The 23873-nt window shown below is 41.4% G+C and carries 16 protein-coding genes; 9 read left to right on the top strand and 7 right to left on the bottom strand.

What is annotated here, in order from left to right:
• Position 1 precedes the first annotated feature (1 nt).
• A complete protein-coding gene (locus tag PP181_RS04725; protein ID WP_272636156.1) occupies positions 2-901 on the bottom strand; it encodes a metallophosphoesterase family protein in 900 nt (299 codons plus the stop codon).
• 93 nt (positions 902-994) lie between these two features.
• On the opposite strand from PP181_RS04725, the gene PP181_RS04730 reads away from it, so the two are divergent.
• Positions 995-3382 (top strand): GAF domain-containing protein, encoded by a 2388-nt coding sequence (locus PP181_RS04730; RefSeq protein ID WP_272636157.1) that lies wholly within the window; start codon positions 995-997, stop codon positions 3380-3382.
• On the opposite strand, the gene PP181_RS04735 is transcribed toward PP181_RS04730, so the two are convergent.
• Positions 3371-4591 carry a Pycsar system effector family protein gene (locus PP181_RS04735; RefSeq protein ID WP_154918036.1) on the bottom strand — a complete coding sequence of 407 codons (1221 nt, stop codon included), beginning with the start codon at positions 4589-4591 and terminating at the stop codon, positions 3371-3373. The two genes, PP181_RS04730 and PP181_RS04735, sit on opposite strands and share 12 nt — an antisense overlap.
• Before the next feature lie 56 nt (positions 4592-4647).
• Here PP181_RS04735 and PP181_RS04740 point away from each other — a divergent pair, with 56 nt between their 5' ends.
• On the top strand, positions 4648-8358 hold the full coding sequence (locus tag PP181_RS04740) for a metallophosphoesterase (RefSeq protein ID WP_272636158.1): 3711 nt from the start codon (positions 4648-4650) through the stop codon (positions 8356-8358).
• On the opposite strand, the gene PP181_RS04745 is transcribed toward PP181_RS04740, so the two are convergent.
• From PP181_RS04745 to PP181_RS04760, 4 genes are all read right to left on the bottom strand, one after another.
• Positions 8330-9211: a hypothetical protein gene (locus tag PP181_RS04745; RefSeq protein ID WP_272636159.1), complete on the bottom strand. Its 882-nt coding sequence runs from the start codon at positions 9209-9211 to the stop codon at positions 8330-8332. The two genes, PP181_RS04740 and PP181_RS04745, sit on opposite strands and share 29 nt — an antisense overlap.
• 99 nt (positions 9212-9310) lie before the next feature.
• Positions 9311-10675 carry a vanadium-dependent haloperoxidase gene (locus PP181_RS04750; RefSeq protein WP_272636160.1) on the bottom strand — a complete coding sequence of 455 codons (1365 nt, stop codon included), beginning with the start codon at positions 10673-10675 and terminating at the stop codon, positions 9311-9313.
• Between the two features lie 368 nt (positions 10676-11043).
• On the bottom strand, positions 11044-14301 hold the full coding sequence (locus PP181_RS04755; RefSeq protein WP_272636161.1) for a VCBS repeat-containing protein: 3258 nt from the start codon (positions 14299-14301) through the stop codon (positions 11044-11046).
• Positions 14298-16466, bottom strand: coding sequence for an FG-GAP-like repeat-containing protein (locus PP181_RS04760; RefSeq protein ID WP_272636162.1), 2169 nt, complete (start codon positions 16464-16466; stop codon positions 14298-14300). Before PP181_RS04760 ends, PP181_RS04755 begins: the two co-directional genes overlap by 4 nt.
• Positions 16467-16492: 26 nt before the next feature.
• Between PP181_RS04760 and PP181_RS04765 the strand changes: the two genes are divergently transcribed.
• The 5 genes from PP181_RS04765 to PP181_RS04785 all read left to right on the top strand — a co-directional run bounded on the left by PP181_RS04765 (position 16493) and on the right by PP181_RS04785 (position 21141).
• Positions 16493-16678, top strand: coding sequence for a glycosyl hydrolase family 65 protein (locus PP181_RS04765; protein ID WP_272636163.1), 186 nt, complete (start codon positions 16493-16495; stop codon positions 16676-16678).
• Positions 16679-16727: 49 nt separating this feature from the next.
• Positions 16728-18497 (top strand): alpha-amylase family glycosyl hydrolase, encoded by a 1770-nt coding sequence (locus PP181_RS04770; protein ID WP_272636165.1) that lies wholly within the window; start codon positions 16728-16730, stop codon positions 18495-18497.
• 79 nt (positions 18498-18576) lie between these two features.
• Positions 18577-19320, top strand: a complete 744-nt coding sequence (locus PP181_RS04775; protein WP_272636166.1) for a glycerophosphodiester phosphodiesterase — start codon at positions 18577-18579, stop codon at positions 19318-19320.
• Entirely contained in the window at positions 19320-20591 is a 1272-nt protein-coding gene (locus PP181_RS04780) for an NAD(P)/FAD-dependent oxidoreductase (RefSeq protein WP_272636167.1), read from the top strand. The genes PP181_RS04775 and PP181_RS04780 overlap by 1 nt, the downstream gene beginning before the upstream one ends.
• Before the next feature lie 4 nt (positions 20592-20595).
• Positions 20596-21141: a DUF1697 domain-containing protein gene (locus tag PP181_RS04785; protein ID WP_272636168.1), complete on the top strand. Its 546-nt coding sequence runs from the start codon at positions 20596-20598 to the stop codon at positions 21139-21141.
• On the opposite strand, the gene PP181_RS04790 is transcribed toward PP181_RS04785, so the two are convergent.
• Entirely contained in the window at positions 21134-21622 is a 489-nt protein-coding gene (locus tag PP181_RS04790) for a TspO/MBR family protein (protein ID WP_272636169.1), read from the bottom strand. The genes PP181_RS04785 and PP181_RS04790 overlap by 8 nt on opposite strands.
• 67 nt (positions 21623-21689) lie before the next feature.
• On the opposite strand from PP181_RS04790, the gene PP181_RS04795 reads away from it, so the two are divergent.
• Both PP181_RS04795 and PP181_RS04800 read left to right on the top strand, forming a co-directional pair.
• Positions 21690-22775: a diphosphomevalonate/mevalonate 3,5-bisphosphate decarboxylase family protein gene (locus PP181_RS04795; protein WP_272636170.1), complete on the top strand. Its 1086-nt coding sequence runs from the start codon at positions 21690-21692 to the stop codon at positions 22773-22775.
• A gap of 144 nt (positions 22776-22919) precedes the next feature.
• Complete coding sequence (locus tag PP181_RS04800; RefSeq protein WP_154918053.1) at positions 22920-23855, top strand: mevalonate kinase family protein; 936 nt, start codon at positions 22920-22922, stop codon at positions 23853-23855.
• Positions 23856-23873 lie beyond the last annotated feature (18 nt).

Raw genomic sequence — 23873 nt, forward strand, 5'->3', positions numbered from 1 at the left:
ATTACTGTTTTTTCATATAGTCCACTAACTTTTGAGGTCCTTCAAGCAGTAACCTTACAACTTTTAGTGTTCCATCCAAAGTGGTATCAATTTGCCACTTAATAAGCGAAATTTGCCCATTTTCAATTTCAATACCGGTTATACTTCTTGGATGCACACAACTACCGTCATTGAAAAAAGGAATATCTCCGGGTTCCGGAAACCTGGGTCTATGAGTATGGCCTACAATGGTGATGAGTAGGTTGTTCTGTAATATCCATCGTTTGATTCGGCGCTCCAGCTTTATCAGTTCCTTAAAGTTCTTTGCCGGGCTGGTGGGATCCGCTATGCCCCAAACCTGCAAGGGTTTCCAAAGAATGCGCACCAAAAACCTGCCCCATCGCCAAAAGGTATAGTTCCACCAATCTGCCTGGTGCCCGTGGGTAAGAAACAATTCCTGTTGGGTTTGGGTATGTTTCAATACGATGGCCTCGTTGTAGGTTATACCTTCAAACAACTCCTTATCGGTATTGTCAATAGGCTCAAAATAACTGGAGAGATACTTGTCTACATAAGCCTTATCCTTATAGACCATATCATGGTTTCCCCATATCATATGTAGCCTCTTTTCCAAATGAAATTTTTTCAAGAGTTTATAGACATTCTTGTGGGCCTCAAAGATTGATTCAAAATGAAGGTTTTCCCAAAGTTCGTCACCATCACCCAACTCGCAATAATCAAAACCTTCATTGTAATAGTGGTTTAGGGCGTGGAAATAAATGTTCCTGTTATTGGCAAAATCATCGGCGAAACTATTGTCTCCCCGGTGACAATCACTAAAAAGGATAAACTTAGAGGTATCATCAAACGAAATATATTTTGCGTTTGAATACGCTCTTGAAAGTCTATTTGAGGAGGACATCTACAAAGTTTTTATAAATATCCGAAAAACCGTAAAATCGCCATGTAAAACTTTAACAAAAAACAGGTGTAGGTTTTGTAATTTTGAGAGAGTATGGGAGACCAACGCAATATGGGATGTGATGACAAATTAAGACCCTTGGTTTATCAAATAAGTTTTGATAAACTTTTAAGGGAGTATGAAAGTATGCTTGATGGCGATGACCCTGTATTGGCGGCAAGGGCCAAGCAAGTTCTTGATGCCCAAAAGCCCTATCCAATGTTGCGGGACGGTTTTTCCGATCTTGAATTGATAAAAGAGCACCGGGAGGTCATTTCCTTAATCCTTCAGGATAGTTTTTCGCCTATCTTGGGCGAGAACGAAATTAAGGTAGCATCTATTCCTTATTTCGATTTCTTTTTCAATCCCTCCAAACGTTTTCAAAAAATCGTCAAACAGGCTGGTCCAACGTATAAACCAAAAATAAGGAACCAGGAAATTGGGGTGGATTACATCATGGGTTGTATCGTTATTCTCAAGTTCCATTATGGGGTTGAACTTGATTTTAGCAGGCCCTATTTTTATGATATACCGGATTCGAATGGGGTAATGCACCATTACCGCATCATGTACAATGCGGACTTCATGGAAATTCTTCCTACGGATAAATCCAAAGAACTGTCTGAAGAAGATATCAATGAGCTTATGGAAAGCCCGGACAACCTTAGCCTTTGGCAGGATAAGATTCCGCCCGATAGTTTTGTTGCCAAGGGCTTTATTATTGCCAATATGTTCGATGTAACTTCGGAGCATTCCATTTCTGAAATTAAATCCAGCTTAATCGCGAGCGACAAGCGGTCCAGCGACAATTTTATGGAAAACCTACAGGAAACCTTTCGGTCATTCTTTAGGTTGCCCGATATAAAGGTTGGTTTTGTGGTCTATAATGCAAAAAAGGACCAATTTGAACCAGTATACGGGAAAAATATGACAAGCTTTATCCTCAACGGAAAGGATTCGAAGCCTTGCCATGATGCCCTCTGTAATTATTCCTATAAGAAGCTAATTCAAGAAAATAGTTATTTTGCCATTTCCGATGTAGAAAAATATAACAAGACATCGAATGAAAGTGATCCATACCACGTGCTGGAAGGACAAGAGATTAAAAGTGCCATATTGGCGCCAATAGCCTTTGAAGGCGAGCTTTTGGGTGTTTTGGAAGTAGTTTCCAATCGAAAAAACGAATTGAACGGAGTCAATGCACGAAAGCTGGATGATGTAATGCCCTTCATAGTTTCTGCAGTGGTGCGGTCCAAGGTAGAGGAAGAAAATCTAATTGATGCCATTATCCAAAATGAGTGTACCTCTGTGCATTCTTCCGTCTATTGGAGATTTCAGGAAGAGGCAAAATACTTTATAAAAGATCAGTTGGAGAGTAGATCTCCGTCCTTCAAGGAAATCGTTTTTAAGGATGTTTATCCGCTATATGGTCAAATCGATATTAAGGATTCGTCCAAAGCCCGTAATAAGGCCATTCAAAGGGATTTGATGATTCAATTGTCCCAAATCAATGGCATCTTGGAGGAGGTATTGGCAAAAAATAGACTGCCCATTTACGAGGAACTCGTTTTTAGGGTAAAAAACCATTTGGACAGTATCAAGGAAATGCTCTATACCAATAGCGAGCAGGCCATTTTTGATTTTGTAAAAGATGAAATCGACCCTGTTTTCGATCATCTAAAAAAGACGGACGCTAAAATCGCCCAACAAATAGAGGCCTATGAGGCCAAGATCGATATGGGAACGGGTTCCTATTATGATCATAGAAAGAACTATGATGAAAGTGTGACCATGATTAATAAGAAGTTGGTCTCTGTCCTTGATAAAAAACAAGAAAACGCACAGGGTATGTTTCCGCATTATTTTGAACGCTACAAAACGGACGGAGTGGAACACAACATGTACATTGGGGAGAGTATTAGCGAAAATGGAGGTTTTAATTCACTTTATTTAAGCAATCTTAGGTTGTGGCAGTTACAGGTCATGTGCGAGATGGAAAATGTTCATTATAAACTTAAACCTGAGTTGCCAATTCCCTTGGATGCCACGTCCCTGATTTTGGTTTACAGTTCCTCATTGTCCATTCGGTTTCGAATGGATGAGAAAAAATTCGATGTGGATGGAACGTATAATGCCCGTTATGAAGTCATTAAAAAGCGTATCGATAAGGCATATATCAAAGGAACCAACGAGCGACTTACCCAGACTGGCAAAATTGCAATCGTCTATTCCCAGAAAAAGGACGAGCTTGAATATTTGAGATATATCAAATTTTTAAAATCCAAAAAATACTTTACAGACAAGATAGAAATCGTTGAGTTGGAAGGACTGCAAGGAGTTTCCGGTCTAAAGGCCATTAGGGCAGAAATTTTATACAAGACCGATCAAGAATCGCAGGAATCCTATACCTACGAAGATCTAATGGCTACTTTAAAAGACTAATGCTTGGGATACCAGTTCCTGTAGCTGTCTCTCCGGGCCAAAAAATTTAAAGGACAATGCAAATGCTATAACCGAAATAATCATTCCAATCATAAAGGTTGTATACGTCCAACGTAACAAGTTGTATTTTTTGTTCAAGACAACACCCAAAAAATAGAGATCTTTGGTCAGTGACGAATAGATATAGTCCTTGTCCTTTACCAATTCATTGATGGCCCATTCATAATCGGGTAGGTCCATTTTGTGGAAATTTCCAAAAAACAAAAGGTTCACCTTTCTTTTTGCAACATCTTCTTTAGTGAATTCCCCACTGGTAACATTTGGCCTAGTGGCCAATACGGCCAAAATCATGGATATGACACTGAATAGGACAAAGATTGCGGTTGGATAAATGAGATAATCGTTAGAGGGATTATCCAATTTGGGGATAAGGTTTGATAAAGCCAATGAGATGATTATGGCGTTGACCGAAAGTAGGATGTTCGCCTTTGTATCCGCTATGTCACTCAAAGTAAGGTGGTTCCTGAGCGTAACACGGAATAAAGTTTGTATGCCCCTATCCGGACTTTCACCCTTGAATTTTGCCTTTAACTTCTCTTTTTTTGCGATTTTCTTGATGGATTTTTTCTCTTTTATGAGCTTCTTTAAATTGTCATCCTTTTTCTCTTGCCAGATTTCCTTGGCATAATCCGTATAATAGCGATGTTGATTGCCCAACATTATTATATTGACATCCACCCAATCTTTGTAAGCATAGTCGGCTATGTTCAATAGTTTAAGCTCTTCGCGTAATAGTTCCGATGTTTCCAAATAGCTTGTTTGCGCAAAGTGCGAAGCGTCTGCGTCCCTGATGATCTCTTCCTCAATGGAATTGGGCACTGAATCTTTCTCCGTCGCCATAATTAATCGGTTTACTTTGGAGATCAGGTCAGGGTCATAACCTTGGTCCTCAAGGAATTTTGTCGCAATGATGCAGCTATTTTTTTCGTGATCTTTAGTCCCCACCGTATATCCAGTATCATGGAACCATGCAGCAATTTCCAATACTTCTTTTTCCTTATCCGATATCGCACATGCTTTAGATAATTCTTTAGTACTTTTAACAACACGTTGCGTATGCCTTAGATTGTGGTAGAGATAGTTTGAATCCAACTCCTTTGTCAGCAAGGTTACAACGTGATTTTTGGTATTCTGAAGAATATCCGCCATGAGGAAATATTTTTAGGAATTCCAAATTACAAAAAATAGAACATAGGGACGTCTTCATGAAGAAATATGGTACCGCTCTTTTATTGCTTTTTTTGATTACGGGTTGTGCTACCTATAGGACAAAATATGCGGACATTCGGGATGCAGAGGATATTCAAATCCACAAGGAAGTTGAACATACCTTTTATCTCGTTGGCGATGCGGGCCTTTCTCCTTTGGGGGGTATGAATCCGGCTTTAAAAATCTTCAAAAATAAACTGGATCAAGCGGATGAAAATAGTACGGCCATTTTTTTGGGCGATAACATTTATCCAGCAGGATTGCCGGACCCCAAGGATTCTACCGTAGCTTATTTAACCGCTAAGAGCCATTTGGATGCACAATTGAGAACGCTTACCAATTTTAAGGGAAGAAAGCTTTTTATACCGGGCAATCACGATTGGTACACGGAAGGCCTCATTGGATTGGAACGGGAAGAGGATTATATCAAGGAACAACTGAATGATAAAGATGCCTTTTTGCCAAAAAATGGTTGTCCCATTGAAGTAATAGAGGTGAACGATGCATTGGCCATCATTGTTTTGGACACGGAATGGTACCTCACCAACTGGAACAGGAGGCCGGGTATCAACGATAAATGTGAAATAAAAAGCCGGGAAAAATTTCTTTTGGAGCTTGAAGATGCCATAAAGGATTACAGGGATAGAACTACCTTGATTGCCATGCACCATCCAATGACTAGTTATGGTCCTCACGGTGGTCAATACTCCTTCAAAAAACACTTTTATCCAAAGGACCAACCCGTTCCTTTGCCAGGTTTGGGAACCTTTATAAATATTTTGAGGCGGACATCCGGGGCTTCCACAGAGGATATGGGAAACAAACGATATTTAGATCTTGTAAAAAGGGTAACGACCTTGGCGCAATACTCGGATAGGGTCATTTTTGCCTCTGGCCACGAACATACATTACAGTATATAGTTGAAAACAGTACGCCTCAGATTGTAAGTGGTTCCGGAGCTAAAAAGGGAGAAACAAGGTTATTGAATGGATCCAGGTTTTCCACCGGTAGAATGGGTTACGCTACCTTGGAAGTCTATACCGATGGTTCTTCTAGGGTTCGATATTACGGTGTTGATAGTGAAGGGAAAGAGGAATTCCTTTTTACTTCCGCAGTATTGCCACCAAATGTAACTAAATTGGATACTATATTTCCTAGAATTCCCAACAAGGAACTAAAAGCATCCGTTTACACCAAAGAGGAAATCGATAAATCCGGTTTTTTCAAGGCGATTTGGGGAGAACGCTATCGTAGCTATTATGGTAGGGAAGTGACCGCTCCCGTGGTCTACATAGATACTTTGTTCGGGGGACTTACGCCCGTTAAAAAGGGAGGAGGGCATCAGTCTAAATCCTTGCGTTTAAGACATGCTTCCGGAAAGGAATACGTGATGCGGGCACTTAGAAAACTTCCCGAACTGTATTTGCAATCCATGGCTTTTCAAGATCAGTACCTTATGGACGATTTAAAGGAAACCTATACAAAGGAACTGTTGGAGGACTTTTATACAGGTTCACATCCCTACGCCCCGTTCACGGTTGGTAAACTTTCCGATGCCGTTGGAATCCTTCATACCAATCCGGTACTCTATTATATTCCAAAACAGGAAGCGTTGGGTGAGTACAACGAGGTTTTTGGAAACGAACTCTATATGATCGAAGAGCATGCCGGAGATGGACATGGGGATTTGGAGAGTTTTGGATATTCCAATGAACTGAAAAGCACGGATTCCATGCTTGAAGACCTCCGGGATGACGAGAAGTATGAAGTAGACACTTATGCCTACATCAGGGCCAGATTGTTCGATATGGTCATAGGAGATTGGGACCGTCATGTGGACCAATGGCGATGGGCGGAGTTTAAGGAGGATGGAAAGGTTGTCTATAGACCGGTTCCCAGGGATCGTGATCAGGCCTATTCCCAAATGGGCGATGGCATTTTTATGGGTCTTGCCACCCGTATCATCCCCGGACTCAGGTTAATGGAAGGTTTCCATGAGGAAATTAGAAACGTCAAAGGATTCAATTCCTCTCCAAAAACGTATGTACTGGATCTCGCCTTATTATCCGAAAGTACCTTGGAAGATTGGAGGAATCAGGCCAAATTTTTACGGCAAAGGATTGATGAGAGGGTTATTGACGAAGCGTTTACCATGTTTCCAAAGGAGGTGCAGGATGCAGGTGTTCAAGAAATCAAAAGAATTCTGCTGTCAAGGGTTGAAGGTATTGAAAATACCGCTATCGAATATTTTAAAGTCTTGAACAAATTTGCCACGGTAGTGGGTACTGACAAGGATGATTGGTTCGTGATTACCCGATTGGATGACCAAAGAACCCAGGTGGCTGCCTACAGGATTATTGACGGGGAAAAGAAAAAGCAGTTTTTTGACAAAGTCTTTTATACTACCAACACCAATGAAATCTGGGTTTATGGCCTGGATGACGATGATATTTTTGAAGTCGTAAATCCCAAAAACTACAATGGAGTGAAAGTCAGAATAATCGGTGGACAAAATAATGATATCTATAGAATAAAGAACGGAAGGGGAGTGGCTGTCTATGACTACAAAAGTAAAAAGAACACCTTTGAGGAGGTGACAAAAACCAAGGTCAAACTGACTGACGATTATCCGGTGAACACCTATAACCCCTTAAATATTAGAAGTAGCAACAACCAAGTGATCCCAACGGTAGGCTTCAATCCAGATGATGGTGTCAAAATAGGGTTTATGGATACCTACACCTACAATGGTTTCAGGCAAAATCCCTTTACCCAACAACATTCCTTAAGTGCTTCCTATTATTTTGCCACAAGTGGCGTAGAACTACGGTACAAGGGGGAGTTTGCCAATGTATTCGAGAGTTGGAACTTGTCGCTGGATACACGATTTACCACCCCTAACTTTGCTATAAACTTTTTTGGATTTGGGAATGAAAGCGAAAATTTGGACGATGACCTGGGCTTGGATTATAATAGGGTACGTATCCAAAATTTTGAGTTTGCCCCATCATTGGTATGGAGAAGCCCTTTGGGTGCCAAATTCGACCTGGGAGTTTCCTATGAATCCATTGAAGTGGAAGAAACTTCGGATCGGTTCATCAATACGTTTTACCAACAGAACGGACAGGAGACTGGTAATAGTTTTGTAGGCGTCCAAGGAACCTATTCCTATGAAAACCATGACAACCAGAGCTTTCCTACCATGGGCATGGCGACCTCCATTGCCTTGGGCTTCAAGGAGAACATTGGTGTGGCCAATAGGAATTTTGGATATTTGATTCCGAGTATCTCCTTCGACTATAAATTGGTACCTAGTGGCCGACTCGTTTTGGCGACCAAGTGGAAAGGGCACATAAATATGGGGAATGGTTATGAGTTCTATCAGGCTGCCAGTATAGGGGGAACCGATGGATTGCGGGGCTATCGAAACCAACGTTTTACCGGGAAAGCTTCCTATTACCAAAATACCGACGTGAGGTTTAGTCTCCGTAAAATGCGTACCCGTATTTTGCCAACGGCATTGGGGCTCTTCGGAGGATTTGACTATGGTAGGGTATGGTCGCCCGGAATTTCCTCAAACACTTGGCATACTTCCTATGGTGGTGGGTTTTTTATGAATAGTGCGGATATTTTGACTCTGAACCTTGCCCTGTTCCATAGTGAGGACGGACCTCGTTTTACCTTTGGTCTGGGCTTTGGATTTTGACCTTGCTTAAGTCCAGGGAGTATAGATTATTGCCAGTACCATGAGAGCGTTCATCGGACAATAAAATCAAATCTTCATTTAAGAAACAGATAGATTCTAATTGCGTCCTAATGCCCAAATCTATTTCCTCAATTTTTCCGTTAGAGAAATTATCCCAGGTAAAATCCGTAAAAATGAACAGCTTTCCGTAACTGAGTGCGATTATCTTCTTGCCGCTTGGTGAAATAGCTATGCCCGTAATTTGGCAGGTCTTCCAATCCTTACACACATTGATTTCCCCAACTAAATTGGCCTCGTATACCCCCTTTTGATCCGGGACACTATAGATGTAAGCACTACCGGTAAAGGGATTGGCCCTGTTTTTGGTTACGATGAACAGTTTGTTGTTATGATGGAAGATAGCTTCGGCATCAAAATAACGGCCCGATTTCTTAGGGGGGAACTCTTTTTGGTTGGGGTAGCTTAGTTCAATTTTCTCGGCATCGATTTTATCGCCAGGTTCTATTTCCGGATTGGGAACCTTGTAAATTTTCAGGTTTTTCCTGCTGTTGTTGTTATTGCCTATATCGGCGATATATACATTTCCCAACGAATCTTTGGTAAGATCTTCCCAGTCATCGTTGTCCCCGTTTTTCATCTTCAAGGTCTTTAGGATATTTCCCTTAAAATCGACCTTATATAACTCATCCTTATTCCCTCCATCTTCAATAATCCAAACCGTGGAATCCTTTAGGCTAACCATTCCTGAGTTTTCCTTGAGGCTGCTAGGCAAATCTGTAACGACCTTTAGTTGACCGTAATTTGTACAGGAAAAGAAGGTGAGGGATAGTAAAAAAAGAAACGTTCTAATCATAGGGTAACATCTTGATACGAACGTATGAATTTACGAATCTAAAATTTATTGGCATCGCCAAAGGGGTCTGTACTTCGAGAATTTCCCTTTGTTACTTTTTTATTCGTGATTTGTTGCGACCGCGTTGTCGTTTTTCATTTTTATCTTGTCAATAAGCAAGGAACCTAATTTTCTTCCTTGGCCCACGCCCACTTCTACAGCGGCCCGGTAATGGATACCCCCGTACATTCTGCTGATTGCAGCCTCGTCCGCAGCTTGGTTGAAAGAAGTAAAACTTCTAATGGGAAGACCATAAGGAAGCTCCGTATCGTCATCAAAGCTAAAATCGTCCCCAAAGATATCCGTTAAGGCAGTGGCGGCCGCACCTGAAACAACGCTATGCCCACTTGTATATTCCGGGAAGGGAGGGGTTTGAAGTATGGGAACCCAGTTTTCGTCAATATGTTGATTTATCAAAGTTTCCGGGCGGATAAGATTACTCCGGTACTTTTCGTCCCAGCAGCTGATAAAACCATCCGCGATGGCCATAGAAGTTTTGGTATATGCATAAAGTGATTTTTGAAAATCACTATCTGTTTTTCTGCAGGCAATTTTAGTAATTCCGATCCAATGGGCCCCTGGGGTAATTTTCTTGGTCGCAAACATCAAATGTCCGCGGGTTACGGATACATACGGATTACAGTCCCAAAATTTGGCTATGGCCACTTCTTCGGACGTATCGCCAATGGCGGTAATCCGGTTACTGGTTTCGTAGACCTCTAGAAGCTCCTTATAGAATTGGGAGTTCTTGTCCATGGAGAAGGCCGGAGGCGGTACCGGTTTGAACTGTGCTGCGGAATCCAGGAAAAAGGGACGTATTTTGTTCCAATGGGGTTCAATACCGTCCATATAGGCAGGTGGGGTGGGTTGCCACCTTGCGGGGTCGTCCGTATCCACCGTAAATTTGGGCATGGTGCGGGTCTGCGGGTAGTTATCCTTGTTCATCCATGCCTTTATATGCTCCGCAACTTTTTCCCCATAGGCTTTTGAGGCTTCAAATTCCGTCTTGTTGATGGTTTCCCATTTGTTGAAAAGGCTATCCTGTAAAACGTTGAATTTGTCCTCTGAAAATATCAGTTGTTTGCTGATGTTCATGTGGGCAATAAGTGCCGCCAAATTGGGATTCACATTTTGTAAGGAGTCTATCTTTGGTATCGGGGTCAATTCATTTACCTGTCCGGCCAAGGAATTATACTCCGGATTTACTTGTGCAATGATTTCGTAGGCCGCAATATTGGGGTAGGCGAATATTCTACTGGCCACAGGTGGGGAAAAAATGTCGTGTATCATTATCTCTACCACCTTATCAATGGATGTATGCAGGTCTTCTGCCGTTACCTTGATCGGTTCAGTGCTAGGCTGCTTTTCCGGGGAACAGGAAAAAAAGACCGCTAAAAGCAATACTGCCAAAACTTTCTTGAACATCTTTAATTTCATTTTATTTTTCATCATCAATTTGCCCTCGATTTAGCAACAAAATTACATTATTTTGACTGCCAGTCAATTCTTTAGGATTAAAAATGAGACTAAAAGGTCTACATTAAACTTTCCTTAAACCTTTTTAGTTTTTTATATGTAAAATGTTCTAATCCAATTTGTGACTAAGAGTAAAACTTTGACATTGGGCTTCATTCTTATTAAAAATGGTCCTATTAGTTCTAACGAGTCTTATCGATGAATTTAGTCCCGGTCAGTGGTAAATGGGCTACCTGAATTATAAATAAAAGATACGCGCATTACAGAAAGAATATTGTGTTATGGGAGTTGCTGGGCAAATCCTAACAATCCAAGTATCAATTTCCTTTAAGGATATAGGAACGATCGTTATTTGTCAAAATCAGAAGTTTGTTTTGGGAAATTGGGGCTATTTTTCTCGAATCTGAACCTTTCGGAAGTTCCAGGGATCTTTTATGGATTAAGTTCCTATTGGAATCCATTTGAAGAATCCCCCCGGGGTTTTCAATGTTTTGGCCCAATTCGTTTGTTTGCCCCTTGAAATTTCCAACGTAGTATATACTCCCACCTTCCGATATAAAGAAGTCCTGAATACTACTCATTTGTGCAGGCATTGGTAATGGAACTGCTTTGATATTTTCTCCTGGGTTTAGATAGACCATGGAACGAAGTTCCTGTACCTGTTTGGTCTCCATAATTTCTTCTTCCTTTTTACCCGTCAAATCCTCGATACCTTCAATTTTTGAAAACTTGGTATAGCTCAAAAACTTCTTCTTTAAATAGGGTAGTTGTTCCGTGAGCTTATCTTTAGAGGCAAAAGGTACATATTTACCGAAGAAATCATAAAAAATAATAGGATCCGGTTGTTGGTTTTCATCAAAATCATCGATGTATAATTTCAAGGGACGCTCTACACTTGTCTTTATCTTAAAATTTAAACCGGCATTCCCCACCAATAGGTCCGGTTGGCCATTGTTGTCCAAATCCGTTACCGATACGGTATTCCACATTCCGTTTGTGTTTTCCAGGCCCATTTTCTGGGTCTCGTTCAATAATTGGGAACCGCCTTGGTTTATGAGAACCGTAACGGGCATCCAATCACCTACGATTACTAGGTCCAATAGACCATCGGCATTCAAGTCCGCCCATTCACTGTCCGTTACCATACCTATTCTTTCCTGTTGTAAAACCACGAACTTTCCGGTACCATCATTTTTTAAAATATAACTAACGGGTGACAATCCATAACCACCGGGAATGGAACGATTGCCAATGAAAAGATCGTCATAGCCGTCTCCATCAAAATCCGCGGCAGAAACACTACCTCCATTGGTTTTAATCAAAGGGATGTTGAGGCGTTCAAATGTACCCTTTCCATCGTTCACATAGATACGGTCTTCCAAATTGGGATTTCCTTCCACAAGTTCATTGCCCCCACTCATTACATAAAGGTCCAGATCGCCATCATTTTCAATATCGAATGCGACGGCATCAACATCTTCATAAATGACATCCTTTCTAAGGCTGGTATTTTTAACTTCGGAAAAAGTACCATCGTTATTTCCAAAGTAAAGGGATGGGGATTGATATTTGGCACCGCCAATAAAAAGGTCCTCCAAACCATCGCCATTAAAGTCTGCTTTGACCAAGGCAGGGCCTTCGGTGGACAATTTTTCAGGAATTAGGCGTTCTCGCTCGTAGTCAAGATAATTGTTCTCTAAATGGACAAAATTGAAAAATTCATAATCGGTGGCTTCTTCCAGTTCCTTTTTTGGTGTATCAGGTAAGTTCGATTCTCTTGCAATAACATGTTCTTGATTGATGCCTAATCCTGTTTCCGATTGTACTTTTCCATCCAACCATCGAATTTGAATAGAGTCTATGCTAGTGTTGTTTCCCAATCCAAAATGCAACCTATGCGTAGAAGAAGACTGAAACCCTTTTACGGTCGTCAGTTCTTTTATAAACCGATTTTCTCCTGAAAACACCAGTACTTTGGCCCCATATGGACTCTTATATTCCTGATTTCCCTGCAATTTGACAGAGACATAATTGTTGTTTCCGCCACGATTACTTGTATTCTCCAAAAGGCTTGCCTTTTGATTGATGTTGTTCACCAAGAGATCAAGATCACCATCGTTGTCCAAATCTGAATACGCGGCTCCATTCGAATAAGAGGCACTGAGTCCAGAAGCTTCCGAAAGGCGCTCAAAGGTCAGGTTTCCTGTATTCCTAAAGATTATATTGGGAATGTTTACCGTAGGGATTTGCGCAATGAGCTTGGATTCAATTTCATTTTGTTCTTCTTGTTGGTATTTTGAAAAGTCGATATTGCTTAGATAATTTATGTAATCCAGGTCGTTGGGTCTTTTATAGATGCCATTGGTTATAAATATGTCGTTTTGTCCATCATTGTCAAAATCCTGTATCAATGGAGACCAGCTCCAGTCCGTGGCATGTGTATTTGTTAAAAGGGTAACATCCGCAAAATGTCCTTGGCCCGTATTCAGTTGGAACGTATTTCTGGCGTATTGGTCCTCAAAACCAAAACCTTTTTTGATGAGGTTCACCTTATCCGAGTCCTCACCGCCCGATCTCAAAAAGATTTGTGCGTCAAAAGGCATCATATCCAGCGAAAAGACATCGGGAAGCAAATCATTGTTTATATCAGCAATGTCAACACCCATTGTAAAACGTGAGGTATGATTAAAATAATCTGCCACAGATTCCTTAAACGTTTTATCACCTTGGTTTATATAGAGATAATCGTTCTCATGGAAATCATTGCCTACGTAGACATCTAAAAACCCGTCGTTGTTGATATCGGAAACACTTATTGCCAGACCATATGCCAAAGCACTGCTGTAAATACCGCTGGCATCTGTCACATCAACAAAAAAAGAAGCCCCTTCATCCAACTTGTTTTCATAGAACCGATCGCCTGACAAGGAATCTTTTTCTTGGCGTAGGGAAATATTCCCATAGCTTCTGGGCGTATGAACGGAATGGTTTAAGAGATATATATCCTGATCTCCGTCATTATCATAATCGAAAAAAGCGGCTTGGGTTGAAAACCCGGAAAAATCCAGACCATATTCTCTGGATACCTCCTTAAAGGTGGCATCTCCATTATTAAGATATAGTAAATTATGGGATTTGAGACTTTTATAATCGCCAACCTTACAGACATAGATATCCAAAAAACCATCATTGTTTACATCGGTCATCGTAGCCCCGGTTGACCAACTAGTATCCATAAGAAGTCCAGCGTCCTCAGTAATATCCTTAAATTTTAACCCACCTAAATTCAAATAGAGACGGTCCAGTTTTTGGTTTGCCGTTAGGTAGACGTCTTCCAATCCGTCGTTGTTGATATCCCCTATCGCCACGCCACCACCATTGTAGTAATATAAATATTCGATGATGTTTAGATCTCCCGTATCCTCAAGGTCATTGGAAAAATCGATTCCGCTGCTATCCGAAGGAACATCCCTGAAGTAAATAGGAGCCTTTTCCAAAGTAGCCTTATCTTCTGGTACTTTGTTACACGCTAAGAATAGGAATGTAGCTGTTACTAGTAGGAGATTAGCTTTCATTGGTTGAATTTAAATATTGCTAGGGAGTCTCGATTTCTACTTACGAATAACTTTTGGTCGATGATGCCCATGTCCCTAATTTCACCTTTAACTTTGAAGCCCTTTCCGCTTTTTATTGTTTCAAATTTAAGTCCTCCCTTGTTTTCCATGTATACACCATAGGAAGCATCATATCGTCCCACCTCTGGTTTTACATTGTATAGATTGCCTCCCAACACGATGTCCTGGTCGCCATCTCCATCAAAATCGTTCGTGGCAATTGCATAGGTAGTTGAAAATTGGGCAGCGATGGGGAGTGGCAAAACCTCGAAAGTCAAGTTACCGTTATTTACAAGTATAACGGATTCAAGGGTGTTGGCTTCCAATGTTCTTGCTTCTTTCAAGGCCTCCTCCGAAAAAATAGCTGACACAGATGCATCTTTAAAGGACTCATAATCTGGATATTTTTTTGTAATAGCCTTAATTTGTTCGATCAAATCATGTCTAAGTGCATAGGGGTAATCCTGTCCATCCTCTCTTCTAAATGTGAGTATGGGGTCAATAAACCCGTTTCCGTCAAAATCGGCAGCGTATAAGCGTATGGGCCGGTCTTTACTGGCTTTAAACCGACTGTTCAACCCGTGGTTTCCAACAATGAAATCAACTTCGCCGTCACCGTCCAAATCACTGGGGACAATGGTGTTCCACCAGCCTTTTAAATCCAATAACGGATTATCTACCTTTCTAACAAATTTTCCTGCTTCGTTGATAAATATTTCGATTCCCATAAATTCACCAACAATAATCAAATCTTCATCCCCGTCATGATCCAAATCTTGGAAGAGGGCAGAGGTAATCATACCCACGTCCTGAAAATCTGTTCCTGCAGTCATCGTAATATCGGTAAAATTACCGTTACCGTCATTTTCCAACAAAAAGCCCGAACCGGCCATGCCATATTTTAAGGGGATCATACGTTCCCCCACAAATATGTCCAAGTCACCATCTTGGTCTATATCAGAAACATCGACAGTGGATGAACTATGAAAGGTGTTGCTCACAGGAAGCTTTTGATCGGATAATTTAAAATTCCCTTTACCATCGTTTATATAGAGACGGTCCAAGAATTCAGCTGAATACTGTGAATATTCGATACCACCACTGCACACGTACAGATCCATGTCGTTATCCCCATCGGCATCGAAAAATATGCTTTCCATGTCCTCTGAATTTTTGCTTTGGTCAAAGTCGGAGGTTTTTTTTTGAACAAAGCCATTATCGGTGTTGATAAAAAGACTTGGCGGGTTGCCTTTTGATCCACCTATGAATAGGTCTATCCTTCCATCACCATTGACATCGCCCAAAGCCATTTTAGGACCTTCGGTACTTACCATGTGATTAAGAAGACGATCCCTATCAAAGTCAACGAAGCGGTTTTCTTTATGGACAAAGTCCAACAAACCTTCAACTTTTTGGAACAGAGGAGTTTCCAAATTGGATTTGTCCAATGCCTGTATTTCCGCGTCTTTTTCATATAAAATAATGGTCCGGTTTACGTTGATGTCATTCAGCTGGGTAATTTTCCCTGAGGGCCAAGTGATTTTTACCGAAACGTTTTGATTGTTGGGCAATCCGATATTCGGCCGAATGTCCATGCTGGATTGAAATCCCCGTACGGGCTGATTTTCCACCGAGATATTGTACGGTAGCACCTCAATTTTGGAACCAACGGCATAGGTGTTTTTGCCTTCGCCCCGTAAATCAAACTTGAGGTAATTCGATTTTTTGGAATCCATGGTAGTATTCTCATAGACAAAAGATTCCATGTTAAGGTTATTTACTACCAGGTCCAAGTCTCCGTCATTATCCAAATCCCCATAGGCAGCCCCGTTTGAAAAACTCTCCACAAGCAAACCGGATTCCTCGTATTTTTTGAATTCCAAATTACCAAGGTTTTTATAGGCATGGTTTTCAACTTTGTTCGAAGGAATTAGGTCAATGAGTTTGGCATAGTTCACCGAATCTGTCGTAATCATGGATTTGAGAATTTCGGTATTGGAAATGTAAGTTAGATAATCTTGGTCCGTTAAATCCTGATAGACCCCGTTGGCGACAAAAAGGTCTTTCAACCCATCATGGTCCATGTCGAATATCAAGGCGCCCCAACTCCAATCCGATGCTTCCACGCCACTTAACCTGCCTATTTCGCTAAATGTATTGTCCGCATTGTTTAGCTGGAACGTATTCCTTTAAAGTGAATTTTAGGAACCGCATTATCAAGGTCAAGGTCGCTTCCAACGAACTGACCTTTGAACTGAACGGGGACAACGGAATTTCCATTCTGGTGCAAGGTGAAGCCTATGAGTTGTTGCCCAACACGCCCTTAAAAGTTAACTAAGATCCCGTAATTTGGCTTCCCAGCTATCTGTTGGAAATAGGAAATTGAAATGCAAAGAAAAATCGTAATCTACCACGTTTTTACGCGACTTTTTGGGAATACCAATACCACCAATAAACCTTGGGGGACCATCGAGGAAAACGGGGTTGGCAAGTTTGAGGATTTTACCGATAAGGCCTTATCGGAAATCAAAAAGCTTGGCGTCTCCCACATTTGGTATACCGGTGTTCCGCATCATGCCGTAATCAGGGATTATACGGCCTATGGCATTTCCAATGACGACCCAAAGGTAGTAAAAGGGCGCGCAGGTTCTCCGTATGCCGTAAAGGATTATTACAATGTGGATCCGGATTTGGCCCTGGATCCGGCAAATAGGTTACAGGAATTCAAGGAGCTCGTTGATAGGACCCATGCACATGGTATGAAGGTCATTATGGATATCGTGCCCAATCACGTAGCCCGGGATTATCAAGGTATCTCCAATCCCAATGACGTACGCAGTTTTGGTGCCGATGACGATACCGATCACGAGTATTTGAAGAACAACAATTTTTACTATATACCGGGCGCCCATTTTGAAGTGCCGGATTGGAAGGATGGCTATAAACCCTTAGGCGGTGAACGGCATAGATCCATCGGAACGCTCAAGGAAAATCCGGCCAAATGGACAGGGAACGGTTCCAGAAGTCCCAAGCCAGATATGAACGACTGGTACGAAACTGTCCGCGTAAATTATGGGGTAAGACCCGATGGAGGTTTCGATTTTGACCTCTTGCCATATGATTTTGGGGAGAAGGATTATACCGAGCATTTCCGGTTTTGGCAGCATAGGGACGTGCCTGATTCCTGGATAAAATTTAGGGACATTGCCTTGTACTGGATGGATTTTGGTGTGGACGGGTTTCGATATGACATGGCCGAAATGGTGCCTGTGGAATTTTGGAGCTTTATGAATTCCTACATCAAAATGCGGAACGAGGATGCCTTATTAATGGCCGAGGTCTATAATCCCAATCTGTACAGGACCTTTATCCATAAAGGAAAAATGGATTATTTGTACGATAAGGTCGACTTTTATGACGGCCTCAAACATATCATGAAAGGCTATGGTTGGTCCGATCATATCCCGGTAGTGCAGCACAATTTAAAGGATATAGAACATCACATGCTCCATTTTTTGGAAAACCATGACGAGCAGCGTATTGCCAGTCCGGAATTTGTGGGTGCTGCTGAAATAGCAAAGCCGGCCATGGTGGTCTCGGCTACCATAAGCACCTCTCCAACCATGATTTATTTTGGACAGGAAGTGGGGGAGCCCGCAGCGGAAAATCCTGGGTTTGGAAGCGCTTCCAGAACTTCCATTTTTGATTATGTGGGCGTGCCACATCATCAGCGATGGTTGAACAATAAAAAATTTGACGGGGGTCAATTGACCCAACAGGAGCGGGAATTGCGTGATTTTTATAAGAGGTTGTTGAATTTCACCTTGGAAAGCGAAGCCCTAATGGGAAAATATAGGGAAATTCATTTTTACAACAAGGAGCGTACAAAAGGTTATAACCATAGGGTGCTTTCGTACGTGCGATGGTCCAAAAATCAAAAATTGATCATCATCGTTAATTTTGATGTGACAGATTCCTTTTCCTTCGATTTAAAAGTTCCGCCCGAGATTTTGCAATCATGGGGGTTCGATAAAGCTGCGTACGAGTTAAGGGATACACTGTACGAAAAAACAAATACCTTGAAAATCATAAATAATGAAGGGCATATAGATGTGCATCTGGGCCCATTGGAATCCTTTATTTTTGAAGTTGTATAAATATGTGATCAATCCTCCTGATATCTATCGACAGGGTTACTTATATTTGACTGATAAAAACGAAATTTATATAGCACAAATGAAAAGAGTATTTTTAACCTTGGTATTTGGGATACTACTATCTTCCTGCAATATGAATCAACCTTTGGTAATAGGACATAGGGGTGCCATGGGGCATGAGACCGAAAATACCTTGGCTTCCGTTCAGAAAGCCATAGATTTGGGCGTTGATATGATAGAAATCGATGTGTTCAAGATACAGAGCGGGGAAATCGTTGTTTTCCATGACGAAACGGTGGACAGATTGACAAACGGCCCTGGAAAGATTGAGGAATACAACATTTTCGATTTAAGCAGATTAATAGTAAATGGGGGACATAAAATACCCATGTTACAGGATGTCCTCAAATTGATAGACAATAAGGTGGCCTTGAACATCGAATTAAAAGGGGATGATACGGCCGATAAGGTCAACCATATCATGAACTATTACATTGAGAAACAAGGATGGTCGCCCGAAAATTTTATCATTTCCAGTTTCAAATGGGACGAGTTACGGGAAATGCGAAAATTGAACCCCAGTGTACAGTTAGCGGTGTTGACCGAGGAAAACCCGGTGGACGCCATTCCCGTGGCAAAGGAGCTGAACGCGGTTGCCATAAACCCCTATTTTAAAAACCTGGATTTGGAAATCGCAAACCAGATCAGGGAAGCCGGACTCAAAATTTACGTATGGACCGTCAATGAGGATTTTGATATTGACGCCATGAAGCGTATTGAGGTCGACGGAATCATTACCAATTATCCGGAAAGAATCCACTAATGTTCGATGTGGTCATAGTTGGGGGCGGGGCGGCCGGTTTTTTTGCGGCCATCCATATCGCTGAAGCTAGACCCAACGTAAAGATAGCCATCCTGGAACGCGGCAAACAGGTGTTGACCAAGGTAAAGGTTTCGGGCGGTGGAAGATGTAACGTTACCCATGCCGAGTTCAATCCCGCTGACCTTGCGTCCAATTATCCAAGAGGGGAAAAGGAATTGTTAGGTCCTTTTCACAGTTTTGCCACAGGCGATACCATCGGGTTTTTTGAAAAAAGGGGTATCCCCTTAAAAATTGAGGAGGATGGTAGAATGTTTCCAACAACCGACTCCTCACAGACCATTATCGATTGTTTTACCTCCGAAGCGGAAAGATTGGGCGTGAAAATTTTTAGGGTTTGTACCGTTACGGGATTTGAAAATATTACTGACGCAAAAGGCGATTACTGGCAAGTCAACACCACCAAAAAAACATACAAGTGCAAAAAATTATTGGTAACTACGGGCAGTAATCCCAAAATTTGGGATTTGTTGAATGGGCTGGGCCATACGATTGTCAGTCCAGTTCCTTCCTTGTTTACGTTTAAAATTCAGGACGAACGCATCAAAAATATTCCAGGGATAAGTACGCACGTCGAAATTGCCGTTTTGGACAAAATTAAATCCCGAAGAAATACGGACAATGCCTCCCACAGTGAAATCCTTTCTTCGGAAGGTCCTTTGCTGATTACCCACTGGGGCATGAGCGGTCCGGCAATTTTGAAACTTTCCGCTTGGGGCGCGCAAATTTTGGATTCCTATAAATACGAGTTCAAAATTAGGATTAATTGGGTGCCGGAATACCATCCGGCCGGACTCTTGGAATTGTTCTTGAAGGTTAAGCTGGTGGAAAAAAAGACCGTTCTACGGACCAAGGTCTTGGATATTCCTAAAAGACTTTGGGCCAATTTGGTAAGGGTTTCCGGTATCGATGACAATGTTACATGGCCAGACGTCACCAAGGCACAATTACAAGAGTTGACATCTCAACTGACACAAGGTCTTTTTTTTGTGAACGGGAAAAGTACCTTTAAGGAGGAATTTGTGACCGCCGGGGGCGTAGACCTAAAGGAAGTCAATTTTAAGACCTTTGAGAGCAAAGTCCTCCCGAATATGTACTTTGCGGGGGAAGTTTTGAATATTGATGCGATTACGGGCGGATTTAATTTCCAAAATGCCTGGACGGGCGGATTTTTGGCTGCCCAAGGAATCGTAAATAGCTTTGATAATATCTAGAAACATGCCCAAGCAAATCGCTTTTTTAAGGGGAATCAACGTGAGCGGACAAAAGAAAGTGTCCATGGCAGAATTGAGTTCGCTCTTGACCAACAATGGGTTTAAGGGCGTTAGTACGTATATACAAAGTGGCAACATTATTTTTGAGGAAGCCCATGTTTCGGCCCCAGAAACAAAAGTCACTTTAGAAGAAACCATTAAGACTTATTTTGGTTTTGAGGTGCCCGTTTTAGTGAAGTCCCTACCCGATTTGCAAAAGATTATCTGCAATAATCCCTTTTCAAAAAAGGAGGATTTGGAGTCCAACAGGGTTTACTTTGTTATGCTTTTTGGTCCTCCGGAAAACGAAAAATTGGCCTCTTTCAAGCAAGAAATCTATCCCAACGAATCATGGGAGCTAGTGGAAGATTGCCTCTATTTATGCTGCAAAAATGGATATGGCAAAGCCAAATTGAACAACAATCTTGTGGAACGAAAATTAAACGTTCAGGCAACCACCAGAAACTACCGTACGATGATGAGGTTAATCGAAATGGGCGAAACTAGTTAAGTTCCCAGATTTTGTAGTTTAAAATAGTCGCGAAGCAGACCCATGCCAAATACGGTAGCAAGAGAAGGGCCGCTACCTTGCTCACCAGCCTAAACCATTTTATGGTAAATACAATCATGACCAGTAACGTAAAAATGACCAATAAGGCCCAAAAAGGCGATTGCAGCCCAAAAAATACTATGCTCCAAAGAGCATTCAATAGAAGCTGAAAACCAAAATGATAAAGGGCGGTCTTTACCCATTTATGATGGAAACCCTTGGCCCATACCCAACCTGCAGAAATGCCCATTAGGATATACAGTGTAGTCCAAACAGGGGCGAACAACCAATTTGGGGGATTAAAACCGGGCTTGTTCAACGTAAGGTACCAATCGTTCACTGAACTTTGGGTAACCACACTGGATACGAACCCAATAATGAGACACACGGTAACACTTATAAAAACAAATGGGAGTCTTTTTCTAAGTAGGGCTGTGTTCATGCCCTAAAATAATCATTTATTTTTATTGCTCCTCTTAAAAACTATCTTTGCGGAAATAGTTGGCTTCATGACAGAAAAAGATTTTATTCCTTCAAATCCCAAGGTTTTAATCGCAGCGGGGAAAGTCGGTTATAAATCTCCCAGTAACATTGCCTTGGTGAAATATTGGGGGAAAAGGGAAGGACAGATTCCTGCAAATCCCTCCATCAGCTTTACCTTGAGTGCCTGTGCCACAACCACTAAAATCCAATTTAAAAAACTGGATGGCTCTTCTCCTGGATTCGCTTTTGATTTTTTTTTCGAGGGAAGCCCTAAGCCTAGTTTCAGACCAAAAATCGAGACTTTCTTCAAACGTATAACTACCTATTGTCCATTTTTAAGGGAGTATCACTTCACCATTGAAACCTCCAATTCGTTTCCCCACAGCAGTGGCATTGCTTCATCGGCAAGTGGTATGTCGGCTTTGGCCCTCTGTCTCATGGAAATCGAACGAATGCTTTACCCTGGAATGGATGATGATTTCTTCATAAAAAAGGCTTCTTTTCTGGCGCGTTTGGGTTCTGGGAGTGCCTGTAGAAGTTTGGAAGGACCCTTGGTAACCTGGGGTGTCCATGAGGAAATTCTAGACAGTACGGATTTATACGGAATTCCCTATAAAGGGGAGATACACCCTATTTTCAAAAACTATCACGATACCATCCTTTTAGTGGACAAAGGACAAAAACAAGTAAGTAGTACTGTGGGGCACGATTTGGTCAAGGGGCATCCATTTGCCGAGCAACGTTTTCAGCAGGCACATAGGAATTTAGGCCGATTAATACCGATTTTAAAATCTGGCAGCTTGGAAGAATTTATACAGGTTGTTGAAAGTGAGGCGTTGACCTTGCACGCCATTATGATGACAGGAGACCCTTATTTTGTCTTGATGAAACCTAATACACTGGAAATTATCAATAGAATTTGGGCGTTTAGGGAGGAATCCGGATCACATGTTTGCTTCACTTTGGACGCAGGTGCAAATGTTCATGTGCTTTATCCTGAAACTGAAAAGGAAAAAGTAAATCAATTTATTGTGAATGAGTTGGTTGCATACTGCGAAAACCAGCAGTATATTTGTGATCGAATTGGGCAGGGTGCGGTAAAATTAAATTAATTGCTACACTTCTAATTCAATTCAAGCGTTATTGAAGTAGGATTTTAAGCATTTGAAATAATATTTTTGATGTTATAGCACCTAAGTTGCAAATTAGTTGTCTATATTTAAATTGTCTAAGGCGTTGCCGGTTTACTTAAACAAATGAAGGGACCATTATTTTATTCAAAGATTCTTCTTTTTGGGGAGTATGGTATCATCAAGGATTCCAAAGGACTTTCCATTCCGTATAATTTTTTTAAAGGTGCTTTGAAAACCAATAATGATTCTGAAAAGGCGAAAAAGTCCAATCAGGCGTTGCGTGAATTTGCGTCCTATTTAAAGGAATTATCGATAACGGAACCAAATTTGGTGTCCTTTGATTTTAGTGCGATGGATACCGATATTGAGGAAGGCATGTATTTTGACAGTTCCATCCCGCAAGGGTACGGAGTAGGTAGCAGTGGTGCCTTGGTCGCGGCTATTTACGATAAATATGCAAAGGACAAGATTACCGTATTGGAGAACCTGACCAGGGAAAAGCTTTTATCTTTAAAGCTCATTTTTGGTAAAATGGAATCCTTTTTCCACGGTAAGTCATCTGGTCTGGACCCCTTGAACAGTTATTTAAGTTTGCCTATACTTATCAATTCCCAAGATAATATTGAATCTACCAGTATCCCCTCCCAAAATTTGGAAGGTAAGGGAGCCGTATTTTTATTGGACAGTGGATCTATTGGTGAAACGGCACCAATGGTTCAAATCTTTATGGAACAAATGAAGAATGAAGGCTTTAGGAATATGCTTAAAGACCAATTTATTAAGCATACCGATGCCTGTGTGGAGGATTTTGTGAACGGTAACATTAAATCACTTTTCTGGAACTTGAAAAAGCTTTCCCATGTGGTATTGGATAATTTTAAACCAATGATTCCCGCCAAATTTCATGACCTTTGGAAACAAGGAATCGAGACCAATGACTACTATCTAAAACTATGTGGCTCTGGAGGCGGTGGTTATTTTCTTGGATTTACAGAGGATTTTGAAAAAGCACAGGAGGCCCTAAAGGATTACAAATTAGAGGTGGTCTACAACTTCTAGTATATACCCAACATTTTC

The sequence above is a fragment of the Maribacter sp. PR66 genome (assembly GCF_028464205.1).
Lineage (GTDB): Bacteria > Bacteroidota > Bacteroidia > Flavobacteriales > Flavobacteriaceae > Maribacter > Maribacter flavus.